Origin of the sequence: Streptomyces verrucosisporus (assembly GCF_017114865.1) — a bacterium.
Lineage (GTDB): Bacteria > Actinomycetota > Actinomycetes > Streptomycetales > Streptomycetaceae > Streptomyces > Streptomyces fenghuangensis.
The window spans coordinates 1-22,099 of the sequence record NZ_JADEYH010000014.1 but is presented as its reverse complement, the minus strand read 5'-3'; the positions used below and the strand labels follow the sequence as shown (position 1 = coordinate 22,099).

The following is a 22,099-nucleotide window of genomic DNA, read 5'->3' as shown; positions in this document are numbered from 1 at the left end:
TTCCACAGGATTATGCGACGCCACGGCATGGATCTCGGGTGGGAGACGGGCGGCTGTCCATGTCGGGACGGAAGGTGCCACACGGGTTGACGTTCGACCGGAACAGCGCGGTCGGGGTGCCGTCCTTGCCGTAGTGCGGCACGGTGCTCGCGCTGTTCCGGTTCTCCACGTCTCCACGGCCTGGAGTCCGCCGTGGATCTCCCGGCGCAGGCCGGGGCCGGCCAGGTGACCGCAGGCGAAGACGGTGCGCACTGCGCGGCCCGGTTCTTCGAGGGCCTGGCGGGCGGAACGCCCGGGGCCACCACGAATGAGGCGCCGCAGTGCCTGCTCGGCCTCCGTGCTGCCCGGACGCAGGACGGTGGCGTAAGCGGTTCCTCCGCCCGCGCCCGCTCCGGCCCCTCACCCTCCGGCTGTCACGCCCCGGCTCCGCCTCCGACGCCCCCGGGCCCCCCGACGCCCGCGCCCGCGCCCGCGGTGGCCGTGCGGCGCGCCCCGGAGGCCAGGCGTGCCTCGGCGATCGCCAGCCCCGTCACGGCGGTGAGCAGCAGCGCGGTGCCCGCGACGGTCGCCGCGGTCAGCCGCTCGTCCAGCAGCACCACGGCGATCACGGCCGCGCTCACCGGCTCGATGAGCATGATCACCGAGGCGGTCGCCGACCGTACGACCGCCGCCCCCGCGAAGTACAGCGCGTACGCCAGCGCCGTCGGCACCGCAGCCGTGTACGCCAGCAGGAGCAGCACCCGCACCGGGTCCTCGGCGGTGTGCGGCAGCAGCCCCTCGGCCAGTCCCAGTGGCAGCAGGCACACCGCGCCGACGCCGAACGCCCAGGTGGTGGTGGAGTACGGGTCACCGCCCGCGCCGTTGCGGCCCATCCACCGGGTCAGCAGGGTGATGGCGGCGTAGCCGGACGCGGACAGCAGCGCGAGGCCGACGCCCAGCGGCCGCACCGTGGTCCCGTCCCCGCCCAGGTACAGCACCGCCAGACCGGCCAGCGCGCCGGCCACGGCCGCCAGGCCGCCGCGTCCCAGCCGCTCGCCCATCGTCAGCCGGGCCCCGAGTGCGATCAGCACGGGCCCGGCGCCGAGGGTGACGACCGTGCCGACGGCGAGCCCGGTGGCCTGGACGGCCGCGAAGTAGGCGGTCTGGAAGAGCGTCAGACCGAGCCCGGTGGCCACGATCCGTCCCACCCGGCGGCGCCGCGGCTCGGGCACGGCCGGGGCGGTGCGGTCCCGGCCGGCGGCGCGGGCGGTGCGGCGCAGGGGGAGGAACGCCAGCAGCAGGACGATCCCGCCGACGTAGCGCCAGAAGGACAGGGCGATCGGGCCCAGGTCGCTGGCGCGGTACAGCAGGGCGGCCGCGGCCCCGGCGGTGCCCCAGGCGACCCCGGCGACGACCAGGTGGAGCAGCCCGCGTCCGACGGACAGCCCGTCGGCCGGAACGGAACCGCTTGCGGAATCACTGCTTCCGCCGGTGGGCGCGGCGGTGGGCAGGGCAGAAGTGGGTTTCGACACGTGTGAGTTCTCCGCGTATGTCGGGAAGCTGTCATGTGGTCCCGTACGCGGGCGGCAGTGACCTGCGCGGCGGCGCTGACGCCCCGGCGCGGTTCTCCTCGGCAGCCCGCCCTAGGCGGCGGGAGGGGGAAGCACGGTCAAATGCATGCCCGTACCCTACGGTGCGGGCACGTCCTGCGACAACCGCTGCTCCGCCGGCCCTCCCCCGCCTGCGGCCCCGCCCGCGCCGCCCTTTGCGACCACCGGCCCGGCGGGCGGCGCGGGGGGACCCGCGGGCGTGGCGCGCTGCGCGATGAACGCGCCCGCCAGCACCACCGCACCGCCGAACAGCTGGACCGCCGACAACCGCTCCTCCAGCAGCACCCAGGCCAGCACGGCGGCCACCACCGCCTCCAGGCAGGCCACCACCCCCGCCACCTGCGGCGAGAGCCTGCGCACCGCTATCACCCCGGTCAGATAGGCGGCCACGGTCGCCACCAGCACGATCCAGCCCAGCAGTACGGCCGCGGGCACCTGGGCGCCGGACGCCGGGAGGCCCGCCAGTTCGGCCCGGCCGCCCAGCACCGACCATTCCATCTCCCAGGGCCGGGCGACGGCGGTGAGCACCAGCGCGCCGATGAGCAGCCCGTAGGCGATGACGCCCAGCGGATCGGGGACCCCGTCCCTGCCGGGGTCCTTGCCGGGTCCGCCGGTCCCGTGGTCGGACAGGACGAAGTAGCCGACCTGGCAGCAGGCGGCGCCCAGCGCCAGCAGCAGCCCCCAGGCGTCGAAGCCGAGTCCGGCCCAGATCTCCACCACGCACGCCAGGCCGCCGACCGCGAGCACCACCCCGGCCCCCGCCGCCCGGCTCACCGGGCGGCGCTGGACGAAGCGCACCCAGCCCAGCACCAGCGCGGGCGCGAGGTACTCCACCAGCAGGGCGACCCCGACCGGGATGCGGGAGATCGCCGCGAAGTAGCACGCCTGCACGCCCGCGACGGCCAGGAGCCCGAACCCGGCCAGCAGTGCCGGACGCCGCCGCGGCAGGCCGCGGTGGCGCCAGGCCAGCGGCAGTAGCACGACGGCGGCGCCCGCGACCCTGAGCCAGGTGACGTGCAGTGGGTCGAGCCCGGCGTCGATCAGCGGCTTCGCCGCCGGACCGGAGCCGCCGAAGGCGACGGCGGAGACGAGGGCGAGGGTGAGGCCGGTCCTCGCCCTCGAAGGGGCGGGCGGGGGTGTCGGGGCGTGCACCGGTCCATCATGGCAGCACCCGACAGGAGTGTCAGCGGCTGTGTCCCTGACGCAGCCGCGGGGGGTGGGCCCCGGCGCCCCGCGCCTCCGTCCGCGCGGCGGCGGGGACGGAGGCCGCGAGCGGGGCCTCGGCAGGGACGGCGCCCGCGCGGCGCAGCACCTCCACCGCCCGGCAGTACGGATCGGCGAGCAGGGCGTCCAGCAGATCCGTGCCCTCCACCCGCGCTCCGCCCCGCGTCCGTGCCCGCCGGAGGGCGTCCTCCAGGGCCGCCGCGGCGGCGGGGGACCAGCCGGGGACTCCGGCCGGGGCGGCTGCCTGCGCCTCCTGGGCCGTAACCGCCGCGCCCGCCGCGCCTTCGACGGTTCGCCGCCAGCGCAGCCCGTAGCCGATGCTGCGCTGCGCCAGATAGCCGAGGATCCGCGTCAGGCGCGCCGTACCGCCGAGAGCCGCGCGTACGGCCGGGTCCGACTCGACCAGGCCGTGCAGCAGATGGGCGGTGTCGGCCTGCCGGTCCCCGTCCCGCACGGCGCGGCGGCGCGCGCTCGACAGCGCCGCCGCCGGCCCCGGGCCGAGCGCGGCGCAGACCTTCGGCCTCCGCCCGGCGATGCCCGGGCGGAACGTATGACTGTGCACGTTCCCCACCCCATCACCCCGCCGGCGCCCGGGCATCCGCGCCGCGGCCCATTCGCGCGTCCCCCCAGGGTCGGGGCGCGCGGTCCGCCGCCTCCTTCCCCGGACGGAGGAACGGACGGCCCCGTTTCGTCCGGCCTCCTCCCGGGGACTCGTGGACGGCACAGCCGCCGACAGGTGCAACTGGAAGGAGACAGGGGCCCCATGACCGACACCGCCGCACAGGCCGGGGACACCGGGCCGTCCACTTCGGGGGGACTGCTCCACGGCGCACAGCCGGACGTGGCGGGTGCCGCGGGCCACCGCGACCACCCGCAGCGCGTGGGCTTCTTCACCGACACCTCGGTCTGCATCGGCTGCAAAGCCTGCGAGGTGGCGTGCAAGGAGTGGAACGCCGTGCCCGAGGACGGCCTGGAGCTGACCGGCATGTCCTACGACAACTCCCAGGGACTGAGCGCCTCCACCTGGCGGCATGTGGCCTTCATCGAGCAGCGCAAGCCCCTGGGGAGCCAGGAGCCGGGTGTGGTGCACGGCCCCGCGGCCGGTGCCGGCGGCGCGGAGGGCATGGGCGACTTCGACGTCTTCGCCGCCGCGGAGCGCCTGGGCGCCACAACCCCTGAGCCGGGCGCCCCGGCAGGGGACGGTCCGGGCACCCCCACCGGCGAGATCTCCCCGATCGCACCCGACGGGCGCACCGAACTGCGCTGGCTGATGGCCTCGGACGTGTGCAAGCACTGCACCCACGCGGCCTGTCTGGACGTGTGCCCCACGGGCTCGCTGTTCCGCACCGAGTTCGGCACCGTCGTCGTCCAGGAGGACATCTGCAACGGCTGCGGCTACTGCGTCCCGGCCTGCCCCTACGGGGTGATCGACCAGCGCGAGGACGACGGCCGCGCCTGGAAGTGCACCCTGTGCTACGACCGGCTGGGCGCGGGGATGGAACCGGCCTGCGCCAAGGCGTGCCCCACCGACTCCATCCAGTTCGGCCCCCTGGACGAGCTTCGGGAGCGGGCCGCCGCCCGGGTCGCGCAACTGCACGCCGCGGGCGTGCCCGACGCCCGGCTGTACGGCGAGGACCCCGAGGACGGCGTCGGCGGTGACGGCGCCTTCTTCCTGCTGCTGGACGAACCGGAGGCCTACGGCATGCCGCCCGACCCGGTGGTGACCACGCGTGACCTGCCGTCGATGTGGCGCCACGCGGCGGTCGCGGCGGCGGCGATGGCCGCCGGGGTGGCCGCCTGCTTCGCGGGGAGGCGCCGGTGAGCACCCCCGAGCCGAACGTGCCGGGCCCGGTCACCCCCGGCGGCCCCGGCGGAGCGGAGACGGACGGCGAGCACCCCGGCCGGACGGCGGCGACCGGCCAGGGCGGCGGCAGGCACCGCCGCAGGCGCCGGCGCGGGGAGCAGCCGGTCGTCCCCGAGGCCGAGTTCACCTCGTACTACGGCATGCCGATCCTCAACCGGCCCACCTGGAAGGCCCTCGACATCGCGGGCTACCTCTTCCTGGGGGGCCTGGCCGGGGGCTCATCGCTGCTGGCCGCCGGGGCGCATGCCACCGGGCGCCGCGTCCTGGCCCGGTCGGCGAAGATCGGGGCGCTGGGGGCCATCTCCGCCTCCACGGTGGCGCTGATCCACGATCTGGGCCGCCCGGGGCGCTTCTACAACATGCTGCGGGTCGCCAAGCCCACCTCGCCCATGAGCATGGGGTCCTGGCTCCTGGCCGCCTACGGCCCGCTCGCCGGGGTGTCCGCAGTCACCGACGCGACCGGTCTGTTCCGGCGCTCCGGTGCGGCGGCCACCGCCGGCGCGGCGGTGCTGGGTCCGGCCGTCGCCTCCTACACGGCCGTGCTGATCGCCGACACGGCCGTGCCGTCCTGGCACGAGGGCTACCGCGAACTGCCGTTCGTCTTCACCGGCTCGGGGGCGGCGGCGGCGGCCGGGCTGGGCATGCTGGCCGCTCCCGTGGAGCAGGCCGGCCCGGCCCGCCGGGCCGCCGTCTTCGGGGCCGCGCTCGAACTGGGGGCCACGGCGGTGATGACCCGCCGCATGGGGCTGGCCGCCGAGCCGCTGGAGCGCGGCAGGCCCGGAGCCCTGATGCGCGCCTCGAAGGTGCTCACCGCGGCCGGTGCGGCCGCCGGGCTGCTGGCCGGAAGGCGCAGCCGGACGGCCGCGGCGCTCTCGGGCGTCGCCCTGCTGGCCGGTTCGGCGGCCCTGAGGTTCGGCGTCTTCACCGCGGGCGTGGCGTCCGCCGAGGACCCGAAGTACACGGTTCTCCCCCAGCGCGAACGGCTGCGGGCCAGGGCCCGGGAGCGCCGCCGCGAGCACGCCGGCGACGGCGCGGGCGGCACGGGCAGCGGCGACGGCACGGGCAGCGGGAACGACGGGCCGGCGGTGTGAACGCCGGTTTGGCGGGCGCGGCCCCGGGTACCCCGGAGAACCGGTGACAGGGTGGCCCGTGCCGTCCCCCCCACGGGGGCGGCACGGGCGGTCGCACCGCAGACCAGTGGCACGAGTTCAGCGAGGACGGCAGTCGTGGGCATCCGAACCTGGATCAACTCCTGGCCGGTCTACCGGCAGCTCACCGGTGACGACCCGCTGGGCCGCGGCGCCGCGGCGAGCAGCGGGCACACCGCCAACCTGACGCCGCGGGTGGAGACCGCCGACAGGGTGGTGAAGTCCATCTGCCCCTACTGCGCGGTCGGCTGCGGCCAGAACGTCTACGTCGAGGACGGAAAGGTCACCCAGATCGAGGGCGATCCCGACTCCCCGGTCTCGCGGGGGCGGCTGTGTCCCAAGGGCGCGGCCAGCCTCCAGCTGACCACCGGCTCGGCCCGTGTCCAGCAGGTGCTCTACCGGCGGCCGCACGGCACCGAATGGGAGCGGCTGGACCTGGACACGGCGATGGACATGATCGCCGACCGGGTGATCGAGTCGCGCCGGTCGGGCTGGGAGGAGGAGCACGACGGCAAGCGGGTGCGGCGCACCATGGGCTTCGCGAGCCTGGGCGGCGCCACGCTCGACAACGAGGAGAACTACCTGATCAAGAAGCTGTTCACGGCGCTGGGCGCCGTACAGATCGAGAACCAGGCACGTATTTGACACTCCTCCACGGTCCCCAGTCTGGGGACCTCGTTCGGCCGCGGCGGCGCGACCACCTTCCAGCAGGACCTGCAGAACTCGGACTGCATCGTCATCCAGGGCTCGAACATGGCCGAGTGCCACCCGGTCGGATTCCAGTGGGTGATGGAGGCCAAGGCCCGGGGCGCGAAGGTGATCCACGTCGATCCGCGGTTCACCCGCACCAGCGCGCTGGCCGACGTCCACGTGCCACTGCGCGCGGGCAGTGACATCGCGTTCCTCGGCGCGATCGTCAACCACGTCCTGAGTGAGGAGAAGTACTTCCGCGACTATCTGCTGGCGTACACCAACGCACCGGTGATCCTGCGCGAGGACTTCCGCGACACCGAGGACCTCGACGGCGTCTTCTCCGGACTGGACGCGGAGCACCGCACGTATGACGCGAGCTCCTGGCAGTACGAGGGGATGCGGGCGCAGGCCGCCTCGGGGCACCGGGAGCAGAACTACCCGCGGACCGGCGAGAAGCGCGAGGCGTCCTCCGACGAGAGCGTCGACGAACTCTCCGAGGAGGCCCGCGGCGAGTCCCACGGCTCCGGCGGCGCCGACCTGGGCGAAGGCAAGCCCCGTCGGGACGAGACGCTCAGCGATCCGCGCTGCGTCTTCCAGGTGCTCAAACGGCACTTCGCCCGGTACACGCCGGAGCTGGTCGAGGAGGTCTGCGGCGTACCGCGCGACACGTTCCTCCAGGTCTGCGAGCTGATCACCGGGAACTCCGGCCGGGACCGCACCACGGCGATCGCCTACGCCGTCGGCTGGACCCATCACACGGTCGGGGTGCAGTACATCCGGACCGCGGCGATCCTCCAGACCCTGCTGGGCAACATCGGGCGCCCGGGTGGCGGAATCCTCGCCCTGCGCGGGCACGCCTCGATCCAGGGGTCGACCGACATCCCGACGCTGTTCAACCTGCTGCCCGGCTACATCCCCATGCCGCACGCCCACACCGGCACGGATCTGGACACGTTCGTCGACGCCGGGGCGGGCAAGCGGGGCTACTGGGGCAACATGCGCGACTACCTGGTGAGCCTGCTCAAGGCGTACTGGGGGCCGGCCGCGACGGAGGAGAACGACTTCTGCTTCGACTACCTGCCGCGCCTGACCGGTTCGCACGACACCTACACCACCGTGCAGAACCAGCTGGACGGGGTCTGCACGGGCTACTTCCTGATGGGCGAGAACCCGTCCGTCGGCTCCGCCAACGGCCGGATGCAGCGCCTGGGCATGGCGAACCTGGACTGGCTGGTGGTGCGTGACCTCTCCCTGATCGAGAGCGCCACCTGGTGGAAGGACGGCCCCGAGATCGAGTCGGGCGAGCTGCGCACCGAGGACATCCGCACCGAGGTGTTCTTCCTCCCCGCGGCCACGCACACCGAGAAGGACGGCAGCTTCACCAACACCCAGCGCATGCTCCAGTGGCGCCACAAGGCGGTGGAACCGTCCGGGGACGCGCGCAGCGACCTGTGGTTCATGTACCACCTCGGGCGGATCATCCGGGAGAAGCTGGCCGGTTCCACCGACGACAGGGACCGCCCGGTCCTGGACCTGACCTGGGACTACCCGGTCCACGGCGACAGCGCCGAGCCGGACGCCGAGGCCGTCCTCGCCGAGATCAACGGTTCCGACTCCGAGGGCAGGCCGCTGTCCTCCTACACCCAGCTCAAGGGCGACGGCTCGACGGCGTGCGGCTGCTGGATCTACTGCGGCGTCTACGCCGACGGCGTCAACCAGGCTGCGCGCCGCAAACCGGGAGAGCGGCAGAACTGGGTGGCTCCCGAGTGGGGCTGGGCCTGGCCCGCCAACCGCCGGATCCTGTACAACCGGGCGTCGGCGGATCCCGAGGGCAGGCCGTGGAGCGAGCGCAAGGCGCTGGTGTGGTGGGACGAGGAGAAGGGGCGGTGGACCGGGCACGACGTCCCGGACTTCCCCGAGGAGCGGCGCCCGGACCACGTACCGGCCGAGGACGCCGAGGGGCCCGACGCCCTGTCGGGCACCGACGCCTTCATCATGCAGGCCGACGGCAAGGCCTGGCTGTACGTGCCCACCGGCCTGCTGGACGGGCCGCTGCCGGCGCACTACGAACCGCAGGAGACGCCGTTCACCAACCCGCTCTACCGCCAGCAGCGCAATCCCGTCCGGGTGCTGGGGAAGCCGCATCCGGTCAACCGGTACCAGCCCGCCGGCGCGGAACCGGGCTCGGAGGTGTTCCCGTACGTGGCGACCACCTACCGTCTCACCGAGCACCACACCGCGGGCGGCATGTCGCGGTGGCAGCCGTACCTGGCCGAGCTCCAGCCGGAGTTCTTCTGCGAGGTCTCGCCGGAACTGGCGGCCGAGCGGGGGCTGGAGCACATGGGCTGGGCCACGGTGGTCAGCGCCCGCTCCGCGATCGAGGCCCGGGTCATGGTGACCGACCGGATGTCGCCTCTCACCGTGCAGGGCCGCACCCTGCAGCAGGTCGGACTCCCCTACCACTGGGGCTCCAACGGCTACTCGCGCGGGGACTCGGCGAACGAACTGTTCCACGTGGCGCTGGATCCGAACGTGCACATCCAGGAGACCAAGGCGCTGGCGTGCGACATCCGGCCGGGGCGGCGGCCGCGCGGGCCGAAGCTGCTGGACCTGGTGCGCGAGTACCAGGTGCGGTCGGGTATCACCGAGGAGACGGGCCGGGACATTTGACATCCTCTCCTCCCTGAGGGGAGGAGATTCCTGGCTCAGGCTGCCTCCGGGAGCAGCGCTCCCGGAGGTCTTCCGCCATCAGCGCCAGCCGGGTTGAGACCAGCCCGGATGAGCATCACACGGGCGGAGTTCTTGTCCCGAGGCGAGGCGGCTCCGCACGTGGTGCAGACGTAGGTTCGTTCGGAGAGAGGGAGTGCGTGCTTGGTTCTCGCTCCGCACGATGCGCAGTCCATGGTGGTGTGCGCGGGGTGCACGAGGCGGACGTCGCGTCCGTGCTTGCGGCCCATCTCGATCAGAGCCGCCTTGGTGGCGCCGATCGCCGCGTCAGCGGCTTTACGGGCCATGGTGGTCCTGGCAAGGAAGCGCGGGCGGAAGTCCTCGACGGCGATCGCGTCGTGGTCGGTCACGACGCGCTTGGCCCACTTGCGGGCACTGTCGGCCCGCTGCCGCGCGACCTTCTGGTGCGCCTTCGCGCGCAGCTTCTTCGCAGTCTGGTAACCCTTGGAGGTGGCCTGGCCCTTCCTCGGCTTGCGGCGGGCCATCATCCGGTCGTACCGCGCCAGCGCGGCCTGGGCCTTCCGCCCGTGCTGGGCGTGCGGCAGATCGTGCGCGTCGCTCGTGGTGGTGGCGGTCTCCTTCACGCCCCAGTCCACACCGATCACACACCCGGTCTCCGGCAGCGGTTCGACCCGGGCCAGGACGACGAACGACGCGTACCAGTGCCCAAGGCTGTCCTGGTAGACGCGCACGCTGGTGGGGTCGGACGGCAGGTCACGAGACCACACGACCGTCAGGGCGATGCCGCCCGCGAGGTGCAGGCGGCCGTCCCTGAGCCGGAATCCGCGCCGGGTGTAGTTCAGCGTGGGCAGCGCCTCGCGCTTGCGCCTGATGCGGGGCATCCCCGCGCGCCGCCTCACCGGCAGTTTCGCCTTGATGTCCTTGACGGCCTTGGCGCGGGAGGTGGCGAAGTCGCGGATGGTCTGCTGCTGCGGCACCGAGGCGCCCTCACGCAGCCACGGCAGCTTGGCGCGGGCCTCGGTCAGCATCTTATCGAGCTGCGCCGGGCCGCACGTCAGCTTGTCGCCCGGATGCGCGCGGTTGTGGGCGTGAGTCTGCCGGGACTTGGCGACGCACTCGTTCCAGATCCAGCGGCAGCGTGCCCACTCGGCGAGCAGGCCCGTGCGGGCGGTGGACGACACGCGCAGCCGATAGGTGTACCGGGCGCGCCCGGCGTCCTCCGCAGTCCGTCGTGTCGCCATAGCTTCACAATAGCTATACGATGGCTGCATGGTCAACTTCAACGTCCGCTTCCCCGACGACCTCCACGCCCGCGTACGCGCCCAGGCGGCTGCGGACCGGCGGTCCGTCAACTCCGAGATCCTGCACCTGATCGAGGTCGGCCTCACCGCCGTCGCTCCCGAGACGCCGGATCACCCTGGCGGCGGTCCAGCCACCCCAGCCCCGCTATGCGGGAAGCCGGATTCTCCCCCGCAAGTGGGAGACACCCCCACCCCGATGTGAACGCCGGGGCACCCTCCAGTGGCTCAGGTGACGGCCCGTCGCGGCCGCGGGCGGCACGGGGAGCATGTGCCGCCCGCGCCCCCGGCGGGTCCCCGTCAGCGGATCACCAGGGCGTGCTCCCCCGCCGGGACCAGTTCGCCGATCACGGGCGCGCCGGGGATCTCCCCCGCCACCAGCAGGCCGCCGGAGGTCTGAGCGTCGGCCAGCAGCAGCCGGGTGTGCTCGTCCGCGGAGCCGAAGTCGGTGTGCGGGGCGACCCAGTCGAGGTTGCGGCGGGTGCCGCCGCTGACGTAGCCGTCGCGCACCGCCTCCCGCGCGCCGTCCAGGTAGGGAACGGCCGATGAGTCCACCACGGCGCTCACCCCCGAGGCGCGCGCCATCTTGTACAGGTGGCCCAGCAGCCCGAAGCCGGTGACGTCCGTGGCGCACCGCACGCCGGCCGCCAGGGCCGCCTGCGCCGCCTCCCGGTTGAGGGCCGCCATGGTCTCCACCGCGTGCCCGAAGAACTCGCCGGTGGCCTTGTGCCGGTTGTTGAGCACACCCAGGCCCAGCGGCTTGGTCAGCGACAGCGGCACCCCCGGCCGTCCGGCGTCGTTGCGCAGCAGCGCGTCCGGGTCGGCGATCCCGGTGACGGCCATGCCGTACTTGGGCTCGACGTCGTCGACGCTGTGGCCGCCGCCGACGTGGCAGCCCGCCTGCCCGGCGACCTCCAGCCCGCCTCTGAGCACCTCCCGCGCCAGCTCGAACGGCAGCTTCCCACGCGGCCAGCCCAGCAGGTTCACCGCCACCAGGGGGCGGCCGCCCATGGCGTACACGTCCGACAGCGCGTTGGCGGCGGCGATGCGCCCCCAGTGGTAGGGGTCGTCCACCACGGGGGTGAAGAAGTCGGCGGTGGCGACGACGGCGGGACCGCCTTCCGGCCCGGGCAGGCGTACGGCGGCCGCGTCGTCGCCAGTGTCCAGCCCGACCAGCAGCTCGCCGGCGGGCTCGGCGGCGGGCAAGACCCCGGTCAGTCCGGCGACGGCCTCCTCCAGTTCGCCGGGCGGGATCTTGCAGGCGCAGCCGCCGCCGTGCGCGTACCGCGTCAGCCGTACGGGCTCCTCGACCGCACCGCCGTCCTGGTGGCCGTCCGTCTCGTTCCGGGTGTACATCGCGATCCCCTCTCACCGGCCCGTGCCGGGCGTCGCGGCACTGACTGCCCCGCCGCCACCGGCCGAAACGCCGACGGAGGAGATTGACTCCCACCGAGGCGCGGCGTTTGGATGATCCACGTCCGGGAACGAGTGCCCCGGCGGCATGGAGGCGTAAGGGTGCCTGGTGGCCCTCCCGGTCTTCAAAACCGAGGTGTCCGAGGATCTCGGACAGGTGGGTTCGATTCCCATCCGCCTCCGCCGGCCGCTCACCGGGCCGGCGGTCCGCCGCCGCAGCACCGGCGGGCCCGGGGCGCCGACCGGGCCGACACCGGCGTTCCTCGCGGCGTGCGCGGACACCGGCCCCAGCGGTGAGGCGGGGGCGACCGTACCGGTCCCGGTGTAGGCGATCCCCCGCGGCACGGTCGTGGAACTGCGCGCGGCGGCCGCCGCCGACCCGGACCTGATCGTCACCTCGATCGAGTACCGGGGGATGCGCGACACCCGCCGCCTGTTCACCGGCGGGCTGGTCGACCGGGCACTCGCGCGGGTCTTCCGGCTCAGCGGGCGGACGGTGATGGGGCCGTAACTCGTGCGGGGAGTCCACCGAAACCCCCTCCCGGCACCTTCCGTGAGCACTACGGTGCTTTCGGTAGTGTCCCGGCGAGGGGAGAACTCCGATGACCGACGCGAAACATAAGGGCGAGCCGGCACCGATCCGGCCGTGGCCTCCTCAGACGCCGTCCCCGGACGGCGACGGTCCGTCTCCCGCACCTCAGCCTCAAACGTGCTGACCACAGACACGGCCGGGCAACTGGCCCGGCTGCTCGATGAGCTGGAGGGATCCGGCGCCCTCACCTCCGCGTGGCGGCCCGCGTTCGAGGCGGTACCACGACACCTCTTCCTCCCGGACCGGGTGTGGCGGCACACCCGGTCCGGCCACCTCCTCATCGACCGCGCCGAGGACCCTGCGGCGTGGTGGGAGCTGGCGTACGCGGACGAGCCGGTCGTCACCCAGCTCGACGACGGCGCCACCGGCGGGCCCGGTGTCGCGACCTCGTCCAGCTCGAAGCCGTCGCTGGTCGCCCGCATGCTCAACGCCCTGGACGTATCCGGTGGGCAGCGGGTGCTGGAGGCCGGCACCGGCACCGGCTGGAACGCCGCTCTGCTGGCGTACCGGCTCGGTGACGACCAGGTCGTCACCGTCGAGGTCGACGCGGAGCTCGCGGGCCGGGCAGGCTCGGTGCTGGCCAGGGCCGGGCGGGCCCCCCGGGCAGTGTGCGCCGACGCGGCGGCCGGGTGGGCGCCCGGCGCCCTCTATGACCGGGTCATCGCCACGTACTCCGTCACGCGGGTACCGCACGCCTGGGTGGCCCAGACCCGGCCGGGAGGGCGCATCGTGGCCCCGCTGCACCGCGACATCTGGTCCGGTGCCCTGGCCGTCCTCGACGTCCAGGACGGCCGGACGGCGCACGGCCGGTTCGCCAGCCGTGCGCTGTTCATGCCGGCCCGCACCGACCGGATCCCGGCCGCCGCGGTGGACTCGTCCACCGGACGGTCCTCGACCACCGGCCTGGACCCCATCCACCTCACCGGCCTGGGCTTCTGCGTGTACGCGTACGTGCGTCTGCCGGATGTCACCATGACCTACGCCCCCGAGGAGAGCGGCGTGCGGGTGTGGCTGACCGGCCGCGACGGTTCCGCCGCCACCGCCGCCCCCACTCGCGGCGGGCAGGCAGAGGTGTGGCGGTACGGCCCCACCGACCTGTGGGACCGTGTGCGCGCGGTCTGGGAGGAGTACGCCGCCGCCGACTCCCCGCCGCTGGAGGCGTTCGGGCTGACCGTCACCCCCGACGGTCAGCAGATATGGCTCCACGACCCCGGAAACGTCATCGGCTGAGCCGCAGCAACGCCCAAGGCCCCGCCTCCGGGTGAGGGCCAAGTGCTGCACCCCTGTGAGAACTTGGAGCGTTCCCCACCGGGCGCACTAGCCACAGTTCACGCTCAACCCCCCACACGAAAACGGCTCCGCCCCATACTCTGTGAGTGACGAGCTACACAGAGAAGAGGGCAGAGCCATGTCCATCACTGATGCTACCCCGGAACCCATCGCGTTCGGGGAACGTCTCCGAATTCTGCGAACCCGCCGCGGTATGAGCCGGCCCGTCTTGGCTGGCCTCCTGGGCCGCTCCCCGAGCTGGCTCAAGCAGGTCGAGCGCGGGGAGATCCACACCCCGTCGCTGTCGATGATCCTGCGGATCGCTGAGGTGCTGCGAGTTCGTGACCTTTCCGACCTGACTGGGGACCAGTCCATGCCTACCGCCTTGTTCGTCGGCCCCGGCCACGCTCGCCTGCCCGAGGTCCGCGCCGCCGTCGACGCGTTCCCCTTCGTCACCTCCGACCGCCCGGCCCCTGACACCGCGCACCTGCGTGCACGGCTTGCCCGCGCCTGGGCCGCCCGGCACTCCGCTCCCAACCACCGCGAGGTCATCGGCTCCCTGCTGCCCGGGCTGATCCGCGACGCCCAGCTCGCCGTACGGCAGGCCGATACCGGGCCCGAGCGGCGTGACGCTCAGGCCATCCTCGCCGAGGTCTACTCCCTCTCTCAGTTCTTCCTGGCCTACCAGCCTGACGGGGCCCTGCTGTGGCGCGTCGCCGAGCGGGGCATGGTCGCCGCTCAGGAGTCGGAGGACCCGCACGCGTTGGGCATGGCGACCTGGCTCACCGCAGAAGCCCACCGCGACGCCGGCCACTACGACGGAGCCGACGCTGTAACGATGGAGTGCCTGCGCTACCTCGAACCGCAGTTGCCTGACGCAGACGATGATGTTCGCGCGATCGCTGGCGCCTTGCAGGTCGCCGCCGGATACACCGCCGCCTGTCGTGGCGACACCGGCGCCGCGTGGGGCTGGTGGGACAAGGCCGAGCGCATCACCCAGCGCCTGCCTGCCGACTACTACCACCCCGTGACGTCTTTCTCCCGCGCCATCATGGGCGCGCACGCGGTCACTCTCGCCGTCGAACTTCACTCCGGCGGTGAGAGCGTGAGGCAGGCCGCCCGAGCTGATGTCCGCTGCATCCCATCTCGCCCGCGCAGGGCCCGGCACCGCATTGAGGAGGCCCGCGGCTACCAGCTCGACGGGCAACTCGACACCGCCCTGATCACGTTGGAGAAAGCCCACGAGAACGCGCCGGAGACGGTTCGGTACAACGGCTATGCCCGGCGGATCATTCTGGAGGAGACCGAAGCGAAGTCCCTTGAGCGACGACGCCGCGCTTCGGAGTTGGCGGTGAAGGTGGGCGTACTCGCCGCTTGAGTGATCGCTTTCTGAACGGGTGTACGCAGGGCAGGAATCCTGCCCCTTCCCCCACCACAGGGGTCCTACGTTCGGTGACGAACTGATCACCGGAACCGTTCGGGGGCTCCCTGTGCAGAGCATGCCCACTGCACCACCTGTTGCCGCGCCAGCCGCAGCAGACACCCCGGTCGACGTCATCGCCATCACGGCGACGATCGACCGGGCCTTGTCCATCGGCACGGTCCTGCCCCGGCACGAGGCCGCCGAGGACCTGGTGACCGAACTGAGCGGGCACCTGCGGCGGTTACTGGCCGCTGTGCCGCACGCCGGCCAGGCACGGGCCGCCACCGCCGCCGGCCAGGCCGCGGCCGGGCCCGGACCGGGCTTGCAGTCCGCCACCGACCGGGCCCGGCTCCTCGCGCTGGACTGCCGGTGGCTGCTGCGGCACCTCGGCCACGAGGGGAGGCCGGCCCGTTGACCGCCTCCCCCTCCCTCTGCCCCGTCCCGCTGGTCCGGCCGGGGGTGTGGTGCGAGGTGATCAGCGCCTACTCGGGCGCGCCGGGGACGGCTGTGCGCCGGGACGGGTACGCCGCCCCGGGGCCCGGGGCGGCGGTCCGGTGGATACGGGCCGGGGTGCGCACGGTGGCCTCGGTGCTCGGCCCGCGGCAGGCCGAGTTCGTGCTGGACTGGTGGGTGGACGGGCCCGGCTCGGAGCGGGCGTGTGCCCGGCTGCGTGAGACCGGGGACTGTGCGCTGACTCTCTACCCCGGTATCCAGGAACTCACCTGGCGGGCCCGCCCGGTGCGGTTCCTGCACCTGGCGGAGGTCAACGGCCGCCCTCCGTGCGGCCGCCGTTACCGGCCGCGTCTGCTGCTGACCGGGAGGGCCGACCATGCCCGCTGACGCGCCCGGCAGCACGACGAGCAAGCAGCCCGGCCGGCTGGGCCGCGCGTACCTGACGGTGAAGGCCAACCCCGGCGCCCTCCTCGTCGTGCTGGTGGTCCTCGGCCTTGCCGTCTGGTGGCTGTGGCCGCTCGTCGTTTTCTTCCTCGGCTGGTAGCAGCCCTCCTTGAACCGCCCCGCGGCCGGCGGGCCGACCCTGTGCCCGCCGCCGCGGGGCCCTCCCCTGTACCACCGGAATCGAAAGGCACAACGCCCGTGAACCCGCCCCCGCCCACGACTCTGGCGCGTCCCGCCGTGAACCTGTCAGCCATCATCGTCGGCCCCCTGGAACTGGGGTGGCTGGAGCCAACCGGCCGCGTCCCGGACGTGCTGCGCGCCTGGGAGCGGGGGGCGCTGGGCGAGGTACCGGCCGGGCTCGCCTGGGACGTGGTGCGCGTCCCCACCGGCACCGCGCATGCGACGGTGCGGCGGCTGCGCGCGGCCCGCGTACCGCTGGGGCCGGTCCTGGCCACCCCGCTGGGGGTGGACTTCCTCCTCGCGCCCGGTTCGGCGGACGGCTGGGACGCTCCCGAGAGCTTCCGCCTGCCCGACCGCACCCTGGTGCCGCTGCCGCACCCGGACTACGCCGAGCCCCGCCACCTGGGCGGCCGGTCCTGGATCGTGCGCCCCACCACCGGGGCACTGACCGATGGGCCCGCTCTGCGGGACGCCTACGCTCTGGCCCGCGTCGTGGCGGAGGCCGCCCGGTGAGCGCCGGATACCAGACCGCGCCCCGCCCTCTGCCGAAGCCGGGCGCTCCCCCGTACACCGACCGCTGGTCGCAGGAGGCGCTTCTCACCCCCGAGGTCATCGCGACCCCGCGCGGTATCGCCTTCCCCGACGAGGTCCCCCTGGACCGCGACAGGTGGGGTGTGCTGTGGGCCGGCCGCGCGCTCAAGCGCGGCCAGGGCAAGCCGGTCTACGGCACCGCGCACCCACAGCGGCAGCGGTCCGTGATGCGCCGCCTGCGGTGCCACGTCTGCAACGGGTCGGCCGACCGCGACGGGCGGGGCGTGCTGTGGGTGGTCGAGGACCGCCGCGGCGACTGGGAGGACTGGCCCGAGGGCCTTGCGACGGTGCATCCCCCGCTGTGCCCGCGGTGCGTGCCGAGGGCCGTTGGGGAGTGCCATCACCTGGCCCGGACCCCGTGGGTGGCGCTGCGGGCCCGCAGCCCTCAGATCGTCGGCGTCCACGGCACCGTCTACCGGCTCACCCGGGGCGAACTCATCCCGGTCGGAGAGGAGACCGTGCGCTACGACGACCTGCCCGCTCTCCGCTGGGTGCTGGCGAGCCAGGCCGTCGCCGCCCTGCACGACTGCACGCTTCTGGACCCCGCCGAACTCACCGACCCCACGCGAAAGGGATGACCGCCCGTGTGCCGCCACACGCCCCCGTGCCCGCCCGCCGCCTCCTCCGGCCGGGAGGCCGCCCACCTCACCGCCCACCATCCCGAGCAGGGCTGGTCGCTGCGGTCTGACGGCGCCCTGCTGTTCGAGGACACCGGCGTACTGCTGCCCGACGGGCAGGTCATCGCCCCGCACCGCCCGGCCGGCCCTCTCGCGGCCGCCGCATGACCCCTGCCCCCGGCAGCGGAAGTTTCGAATCCCCTGCGGCCCGCAGCCGGGGGCAGGCATCAAGCCCTCCCGTTCCCACCATCAGGAGAACACCGAGCATGCTCACCACCCCCGCGGCCTTTCCCCTGGACGGCTTCGACTGGGCCCTCCAGCACCTCGTGGAGCGCGTCCCCCACACCCGTAGCGCGGTTCTGCTGTCCTCCGACGGCTTGGCGAAGTCGCAGTTCGGTCTCGACAAGGACACCGCCGACCGTCTGGCGGCCCTCGCCTCCGGCCTGTCCGGGCTGGCCGACGGCGCCACACGGCTCCTGGCGCCCAACGCGGCCGAGACGCTGTCCCTGAACGTGGCCGTGATCGACCTCGGCGCCGTCGCGCTGCTGGTGTGCGCGGGCGTGGAAGGCAGCCGCCTGCTGGTCACCGCCGACCGGGAGGCCGACCACGGCCAGGTCGGCTTCGAGATGGCCAAGCTCGCCGGCGGCCTCCGCGACCACATCACCACCCCCGCCCGCGCATAGGGCCGCTGCTGTTCGTCTGTGCCGCCGGTTCCGGCGCGTGCTTGGCCGTCCTCGTCGAAGCCGACGCGGATGTTGTCGGCTACGCGATGGGGATGCTCGTCAAGAGCGTCCGCCCGTATCTGGCCGCACCCGCGCGCCAGGCAAAGACGACCGCCCCGGGCTTGGGGGTCACACTCTGCCCGGGGCGGTTCGAGCAAGTACCGACAGTGAAGGAGAGACACATGTCCGCTGTAGCGATGGTGCCGTTCGGCGCCCGCAACCCCCAGCCCCCGTACACCGTCACCATCGACCCGAGGGAGTTCACCTACGACCCCGACCGGCAGGTCAACGTGATGGGTGACGGCCGCCTGTGGGCCGACACCCCGGTGGCCGCGTCCAGCACCGCGACCAACAACGACTCCAACGGACCGGCGGACGAGACGTCCGACCCGTACGCCTTCCCCGCCGACTACGTCGAAGCCGCCTGATGGCCGCGCCGCGCGGGCACGTCCTGGTCGTCGCCGAGAACCTGGACGCGAGCGCCGATCTCGTCGTCCAGGCCCTCAACGACCGGAAGGTGCCGGTGACCAGATTCGACATTGCCGACTTCCCCCAGTGCGTCACGCTCACAGCCGGGCACGACGGCCATGCGCCCGGCTGGCTCGGGGAGTTGAGCACCGGTGCCCGCGCGGCGCGGCTGGAGGAGGTCCGGGCCGTCTACTACCGGCGGCCCGGCCTCCCCCGCATCTCGCCACAGGTGGCCGAGGAATACCGGGAGTGGGCGCGCGCGCAGGCCCTGGTGGGCATGGTGGAGGTCCTGTCCTCACTGCCGGTGGTGTGGATGCACCACCCGGACACCTACCGGGCCGCGGCCCACAAGCCCACCCAGCTCGTCGCCGCCACCGACGCCGGGCTCACAGTGCCCCGCACCCTGATCACCAACAGCCTTGGCCAGGCCCGCCGTTGGGCCGCCCGGATCGACGGTCCGCTGGTGTGCAAGCCCATCGCCGCCGCCCCACTGCACCGGCCCGGTGAGAAGCCGCTGACGCTGCCCACCCGCCGCGTGGAACGGAACGAGCTGGACGAGTCGCTGGAGACGACCGCGCACCTGCTCCAGGAGTGGGTGCCCAAGCAGTACGAGGTGCGGCTGACCGTCGTCGGCGACCGGATGTTCCCCGCCGCGATCCATGCCGGCAGTGAGGCCGCCCGCGTGGACTGGCGTGCCGACTACGAGGCGCTGAGCTACGAACCCGTATCCGTCCCCGAGCAGGTGGCCGAGTCCGTACGCCGGTTCATGGACCACTACCACCTGAACTACGGGGCACTCGACTTCGCCGTCACCCCGGCCGGCCGATGGGTGTTCTTCGAGTGCAACCCCGCCGGGCAGTGGCAGTTCATCGCCGCCGCCACCGAGTTACCGATCGCCGAGGCCCACGCCGACCTCCTGCAAGGAGCCGCCGCATGACCACCCCCACCACCACCGACCCCGCGCGGGATCTCCGCACTGCCCTCGCGCACCAGGTCGCCGCCCCCGATGACCCGTGGCGGGCCGCGTTCGAGACGGTGCCCCGGCACGTGTTCGTGCCCTCCTTCCACGAACAGGCAGAAGACGGCCGATGGACGACCGTCACCCCCGACCAGCCGCGCTATTGGGAGGCCGTCTACTCCGACCGGGCACTGACCACCCAGCTCACCGACGGCACCCCTACATCGTCGTCCAGCCAGCCGAGCCTGATGCTGGAGATGCTGCACGCCCTGGACGTGGCCGACGGGCACAGGGTGCTGGAAGTCGGCACCGGCACCGGTTACAACGCCGCCCTCCTCTCCCACCGGCTCGGCGGTAGCCGGGTGACCACCATGGACGTGGACCCCGGCCTGACCGGGGCCGCCGCCCAGCGCCTCGGCGAGGCTGGACACCATCCGGCCGTCCGCACCGGCGACGGCGCGCACGGTGTCCCCGACCGAGCCCCGTACGACCAGATCATCGCCACCTGCGGCCTGCCGTCCGTGCCGTGGCCGTGGGTCGAGCAGGCGGCGGACGGCGCGGTGATCGTGGTCCCCATCGGCTGGGGCGTCGCCCGCCTGGCCGTTCACGGTGACGTCGCTGAGGGCGGTTTCCTCCCCGGCGGGGCGTACTTCATGGCACGCCGTGTGGGCGTACCCGTTCCGGACTTCGCGAGTCTGGAGCGCGCCGGGCACCGCTCTTCCGGCACCGGTACGCCGATTGAGGCATTCCACCGTCTGGAGTTCCTGGTGTCGGTGACCATGCCCGGCTACCAGTGGTGCGTCTGGAACAGCGGAGACGACGGCACGGGTGAGAGCCTGGGTCTGTGGACCCCTGATGGGTCGATCGCCCGCGTCCACGCTGACGGCACGGTCCGCCAGGCCGGGCCCCGCCGCCTGTGGGAGACCGTGGAAGAACTGCACCGGCAGTTCCCGGACACGGCCCCCGCCCGCGACGCCTTCGGCATCACCGCCACCCCTCACCGCCAGTGGGTATGGCTGGGCGACCCGCAGGGCCCGAGCTGGGATCTGCCGTCGGTTGGCGGCCTGTCCTGACCGCGTAAGCAGATAGCCGTTGTGGCCCGGCCCCCCGTCACGGGGCCGGGCCACAGGTCTGTTCCCCCCCGCCCTGAGCCGGGGCCCCCGCAGGGGGCCCCAGAGGGCATCAGCTGGCATCGACTGGCATGCGTTGGTATCAGCTGGTACGCGATTGGTCCTGCTTTGCGACGAAACCGCAGGTCACAGGGCTGTATCGAAATGGGTTCGATTCCCATCCGCCTCCGCCGGCCGCCCGCCTGGCCGGCGGTCCGCCGCCGCTCACCGCGCCCGTGCGCCCGGGTCCGGTTCGGGAGCCGGACCCGGCGCCTCGCCCGGTGGCTCCTCCTCGCTCGGCCGGCGGCCCTCGACGTACGAATGTAGGAGCGCCGCGTGGGATAGCGGGGTGGCCGGATCGGCGACATCCCCGTTGACGGTGCAGTCGAGCAGCACCACGTCCGCGATGAGGGCACCTTTCAGAGACGCCGCTGGGCTCGGTCCTGCCCGACCTGTTCGACGAGGACCACTGGCGCCCCGAGTTCTGCTCCCCGGAGCCGGACTCCACACGCCACCAGGTCGATCAGGCCCTCGAACTGGCCGAGTTCTACCACGGGCGGCAGCCGTTGTACCTGTTCGTCAACGTCTCCGCCACGCACGTCCCCCACGGCCACTACATCGGCTCCAGCGACGACACCACCGCCTCCCAGGCTGCCGCCCTCGCCTACGCCGACGCACACCTGGGGCGCCTGCTCGACGGGCTCGCCGAGAAGGGCCGATGGCTGGTCATCCTGTGCGCAGACCACGGCGACGCCTACGGGGACGACGGCTTCCACGGCCGCGGCATCGCACACCGGGCGGTCTTCACCGTGCCATATGCCGCGTGGATACACCCGTGAGCGTTACGCTCACACGCCATGAGCGAAGCGATGCGTGATGCCTCGGTGGTCGTGGCGCGCGATGAGCAGGGCCTTGTCGCCCTGCTGAGCGCCGACTTCCCCCGCCACGGCGGCGAGTACCTGTTCCTGCCCGGTGGCCGCTTCGAGGAAGGAGAGGATGCCCTGACGTGCGCACGCCGCGAGCTACGGGAGGAGGCCGGCGTCACCGCCGACCAGTGGAGACCGCTCGGCGCGTACGCCATGACACTCGGTTCCACCGCCCGCGTCCATCTGTTCGAAGCCCGCGGCCTTGCCCTCGGCCCACAGGAACTGACCCTCGCCGAAGCCGACTACAAGCTGTCGTGGTGGCCCATGCAGGACGCCCTCGACGCCGCCCGTGAGGGCCGCTTCCTGCTCCCCGCAGGCCCCCTCGCCCTCCTCCTGGCTCACCGGTTGCAGAACTGATCCCCCACCGTCCGCGAACTCGGCAGGCCAGCCCCACCACCACGAGGTCGGGCCACAGGTGTGTTCCCGTGCC

At 73.2% G+C, this 22,099-nt stretch carries 24 protein-coding genes, 1 tRNA gene and 1 pseudogene; 20 read left to right on the top strand and 6 right to left on the bottom strand.

Going from position 1 to position 22,099, the window contains the following annotated elements; translation table 11 throughout:
* Positions 1 to 222 precede the first annotated feature (222 nt).
* From IQ279_RS28045 to IQ279_RS16415, 4 genes and pseudogenes are all read right to left on the bottom strand, one after another.
* A pseudogene (locus IQ279_RS28045) lies at positions 223 to 309 on the bottom strand (hypothetical protein); the annotation flags it as partial.
* Positions 310 to 413: 104 nt separating this feature from the next.
* Entirely contained in the window at positions 414 to 1,424 is a 1,011-nt protein-coding gene (locus tag IQ279_RS16425) for a DMT family transporter (protein WP_206349403.1), read from the bottom strand.
* A 243-nt stretch (positions 1,425 to 1,667) separates the two neighbouring features.
* Positions 1,668 to 2,741 (bottom strand): EamA family transporter, encoded by a 1,074-nt coding sequence (locus tag IQ279_RS16420; RefSeq protein WP_206349287.1) that lies wholly within the window; start codon positions 2,739 to 2,741, stop codon positions 1,668 to 1,670.
* A gap of 31 nt (positions 2,742 to 2,772) precedes the next feature.
* Positions 2,773 to 3,384 carry a peptidase gene (locus tag IQ279_RS16415; RefSeq protein ID WP_372445158.1) on the bottom strand — a complete coding sequence of 204 codons (612 nt, stop codon included), beginning with the start codon at positions 3,382 to 3,384 and terminating at the stop codon, positions 2,773 to 2,775.
* A gap of 192 nt (positions 3,385 to 3,576) precedes the next feature.
* On the opposite strand from IQ279_RS16415, the gene IQ279_RS16410 reads away from it, so the two are divergent.
* The 3 genes from IQ279_RS16410 to fdh all read left to right on the top strand — a co-directional run bounded on the left by IQ279_RS16410 (position 3,577) and on the right by fdh (position 9,188).
* The gene (locus IQ279_RS16410) at positions 3,577 to 4,635 is read left to right on the top strand and encodes a 4Fe-4S dicluster domain-containing protein (protein ID WP_206349285.1); all 1,059 of its coding nucleotides are present in this window, start codon (positions 3,577 to 3,579) and stop codon (positions 4,633 to 4,635) included.
* On the top strand, positions 4,632 to 5,768 hold the full coding sequence (nrfD, locus tag IQ279_RS16405; protein ID WP_307792387.1) for an NrfD/PsrC family molybdoenzyme membrane anchor subunit: 1,137 nt from the start codon (positions 4,632 to 4,634) through the stop codon (positions 5,766 to 5,768). The genes IQ279_RS16410 and nrfD overlap by 4 nt, the downstream gene beginning before the upstream one ends.
* Positions 5,769 to 5,903: 135 nt before the next feature.
* A complete protein-coding gene (gene fdh / locus IQ279_RS16400; protein WP_206349284.1) occupies positions 5,904 to 9,188 on the top strand; it encodes a formate dehydrogenase in 3,285 nt (1,094 codons plus the stop codon).
* Positions 9,189 to 9,223: 35 nt separating this feature from the next.
* On the opposite strand, the gene IQ279_RS16395 is transcribed toward fdh, so the two are convergent.
* Positions 9,224 to 10,447: an RNA-guided endonuclease InsQ/TnpB family protein gene (locus IQ279_RS16395; RefSeq protein ID WP_206349283.1), complete on the bottom strand. Its 1,224-nt coding sequence runs from the start codon at positions 10,445 to 10,447 to the stop codon at positions 9,224 to 9,226.
* Between the two features lie 28 nt (positions 10,448 to 10,475).
* On the opposite strand from IQ279_RS16395, the gene IQ279_RS16390 reads away from it, so the two are divergent.
* Positions 10,476 to 10,709 (top strand): TA system antitoxin ParD family protein, encoded by a 234-nt coding sequence (locus IQ279_RS16390; RefSeq protein WP_206349282.1) that lies wholly within the window; start codon positions 10,476 to 10,478, stop codon positions 10,707 to 10,709.
* Positions 10,710 to 10,804: 95 nt separating this feature from the next.
* Here IQ279_RS16390 and selD read toward each other — a convergent pair whose 3' ends face one another.
* The gene (gene selD, locus IQ279_RS16385) at positions 10,805 to 11,860 is read right to left on the bottom strand and encodes a selenide, water dikinase SelD (protein WP_206349281.1); all 1,056 of its coding nucleotides are present in this window, start codon (positions 11,858 to 11,860) and stop codon (positions 10,805 to 10,807) included.
* A 147-nt stretch (positions 11,861 to 12,007) separates the two neighbouring features.
* Here selD and IQ279_RS16380 point away from each other — a divergent pair.
* From IQ279_RS16380 to IQ279_RS16305, 16 genes are all read left to right on the top strand, one after another.
* Positions 12,008 to 12,100: transfer RNA gene (locus tag IQ279_RS16380), tRNA-Sec, on the top strand.
* A gap of 166 nt (positions 12,101 to 12,266) precedes the next feature.
* The gene (locus IQ279_RS16375; RefSeq protein ID WP_206349280.1) at positions 12,267 to 12,428 is read left to right on the top strand and encodes a hypothetical protein; all 162 of its coding nucleotides are present in this window, start codon (positions 12,267 to 12,269) and stop codon (positions 12,426 to 12,428) included.
* 198 nt (positions 12,429 to 12,626) lie between these two features.
* Positions 12,627 to 13,739, top strand: a complete 1,113-nt coding sequence (locus IQ279_RS16370) for a methyltransferase domain-containing protein (protein ID WP_307792386.1) — start codon at positions 12,627 to 12,629, stop codon at positions 13,737 to 13,739.
* A gap of 178 nt (positions 13,740 to 13,917) precedes the next feature.
* Positions 13,918 to 15,156, top strand: coding sequence for a helix-turn-helix domain-containing protein (locus IQ279_RS16365; protein ID WP_206349279.1), 1,239 nt, complete (start codon positions 13,918 to 13,920; stop codon positions 15,154 to 15,156).
* A gap of 121 nt (positions 15,157 to 15,277) precedes the next feature.
* The gene (locus IQ279_RS16360; protein ID WP_206349278.1) at positions 15,278 to 15,616 is read left to right on the top strand and encodes a DUF6415 family natural product biosynthesis protein; all 339 of its coding nucleotides are present in this window, start codon (positions 15,278 to 15,280) and stop codon (positions 15,614 to 15,616) included.
* Positions 15,613 to 16,041: a hypothetical protein gene (locus tag IQ279_RS16355; RefSeq protein WP_206349277.1), complete on the top strand. Its 429-nt coding sequence runs from the start codon at positions 15,613 to 15,615 to the stop codon at positions 16,039 to 16,041. The genes IQ279_RS16360 and IQ279_RS16355 overlap by 4 nt, the downstream gene beginning before the upstream one ends.
* A complete protein-coding gene (locus IQ279_RS16350; RefSeq protein ID WP_206349276.1) occupies positions 16,031 to 16,198 on the top strand; it encodes a hypothetical protein in 168 nt (55 codons plus the stop codon). The genes IQ279_RS16355 and IQ279_RS16350 overlap by 11 nt, the downstream gene beginning before the upstream one ends.
* Positions 16,199 to 16,335: 137 nt before the next feature.
* Positions 16,336 to 16,791: a hypothetical protein gene (locus IQ279_RS16345; protein ID WP_206349275.1), complete on the top strand. Its 456-nt coding sequence runs from the start codon at positions 16,336 to 16,338 to the stop codon at positions 16,789 to 16,791.
* Positions 16,788 to 17,447, top strand: coding sequence for a hypothetical protein (locus tag IQ279_RS16340; protein WP_206349274.1), 660 nt, complete (start codon positions 16,788 to 16,790; stop codon positions 17,445 to 17,447). The genes IQ279_RS16345 and IQ279_RS16340 overlap by 4 nt, the downstream gene beginning before the upstream one ends.
* A gap of 6 nt (positions 17,448 to 17,453) precedes the next feature.
* Positions 17,454 to 17,654 (top strand): DUF5999 family protein, encoded by a 201-nt coding sequence (locus IQ279_RS16335; protein WP_206349273.1) that lies wholly within the window; start codon positions 17,454 to 17,456, stop codon positions 17,652 to 17,654.
* A gap of 98 nt (positions 17,655 to 17,752) precedes the next feature.
* Positions 17,753 to 18,169 (top strand): roadblock/LC7 domain-containing protein, encoded by a 417-nt coding sequence (locus IQ279_RS16330; protein WP_206349272.1) that lies wholly within the window; start codon positions 17,753 to 17,755, stop codon positions 18,167 to 18,169.
* A gap of 221 nt (positions 18,170 to 18,390) precedes the next feature.
* Positions 18,391 to 18,636: a putative ATP-grasp-modified RiPP gene (gene tgmA, locus IQ279_RS16325; protein WP_206349271.1), complete on the top strand. Its 246-nt coding sequence runs from the start codon at positions 18,391 to 18,393 to the stop codon at positions 18,634 to 18,636.
* Positions 18,636 to 19,613, top strand: a complete 978-nt coding sequence (gene tgmB / locus IQ279_RS16320; protein WP_206349270.1) for an ATP-grasp ribosomal peptide maturase — start codon at positions 18,636 to 18,638, stop codon at positions 19,611 to 19,613. Before tgmA ends, tgmB begins: the two co-directional genes overlap by 1 nt.
* A complete protein-coding gene (locus IQ279_RS16315; RefSeq protein WP_206349269.1) occupies positions 19,610 to 20,707 on the top strand; it encodes a methyltransferase domain-containing protein in 1,098 nt (365 codons plus the stop codon). Before tgmB ends, IQ279_RS16315 begins: the two co-directional genes overlap by 4 nt.
* Positions 20,708 to 21,174: 467 nt before the next feature.
* The gene (locus IQ279_RS16310) at positions 21,175 to 21,582 is read left to right on the top strand and encodes a sulfatase-like hydrolase/transferase (RefSeq protein ID WP_206349400.1); all 408 of its coding nucleotides are present in this window, start codon (positions 21,175 to 21,177) and stop codon (positions 21,580 to 21,582) included.
* Between the two features lie 18 nt (positions 21,583 to 21,600).
* Positions 21,601 to 22,026 (top strand): NUDIX hydrolase, encoded by a 426-nt coding sequence (locus IQ279_RS16305; RefSeq protein ID WP_206349268.1) that lies wholly within the window; start codon positions 21,601 to 21,603, stop codon positions 22,024 to 22,026.
* Positions 22,027 to 22,099: the final 73 nt, after the last annotated feature.

Coding starts and splice junctions, on each gene's coding strand:
- IQ279_RS16410 (WP_206349285.1), top strand. CDS start 3,577: ATGACCGACACCGCCGCACAGGCCGGGGACACCGGGCCGTCCACTTCG.
- IQ279_RS16395 (WP_206349283.1), bottom strand. CDS start 10,447: ATGGCGACACGACGGACTGCGGAGGACGCCGGGCGCGCCCGGTACACC.
- IQ279_RS16390 (WP_206349282.1), top strand. CDS start 10,476: ATGGTCAACTTCAACGTCCGCTTCCCCGACGACCTCCACGCCCGCGTA.
- selD (WP_206349281.1), bottom strand. CDS start 11,860: ATGTACACCCGGAACGAGACGGACGGCCACCAGGACGGCGGTGCGGTC.
- IQ279_RS16365 (WP_206349279.1), top strand. CDS start 13,918: ATGTCCATCACTGATGCTACCCCGGAACCCATCGCGTTCGGGGAACGT.
- IQ279_RS16360 (WP_206349278.1), top strand. CDS start 15,278: ATGCCCACTGCACCACCTGTTGCCGCGCCAGCCGCAGCAGACACCCCG.
- IQ279_RS16350 (WP_206349276.1), top strand. CDS start 16,031: ATGCCCGCTGACGCGCCCGGCAGCACGACGAGCAAGCAGCCCGGCCGG.
- IQ279_RS16330 (WP_206349272.1), top strand. CDS start 17,753: ATGCTCACCACCCCCGCGGCCTTTCCCCTGGACGGCTTCGACTGGGCC.
- tgmA (WP_206349271.1), top strand. CDS start 18,391: ATGTCCGCTGTAGCGATGGTGCCGTTCGGCGCCCGCAACCCCCAGCCC.
- tgmB (WP_206349270.1), top strand. CDS start 18,636: ATGGCCGCGCCGCGCGGGCACGTCCTGGTCGTCGCCGAGAACCTGGAC.
- IQ279_RS16315 (WP_206349269.1), top strand. CDS start 19,610: ATGACCACCCCCACCACCACCGACCCCGCGCGGGATCTCCGCACTGCC.
- IQ279_RS16305 (WP_206349268.1), top strand. CDS start 21,601: ATGAGCGAAGCGATGCGTGATGCCTCGGTGGTCGTGGCGCGCGATGAG.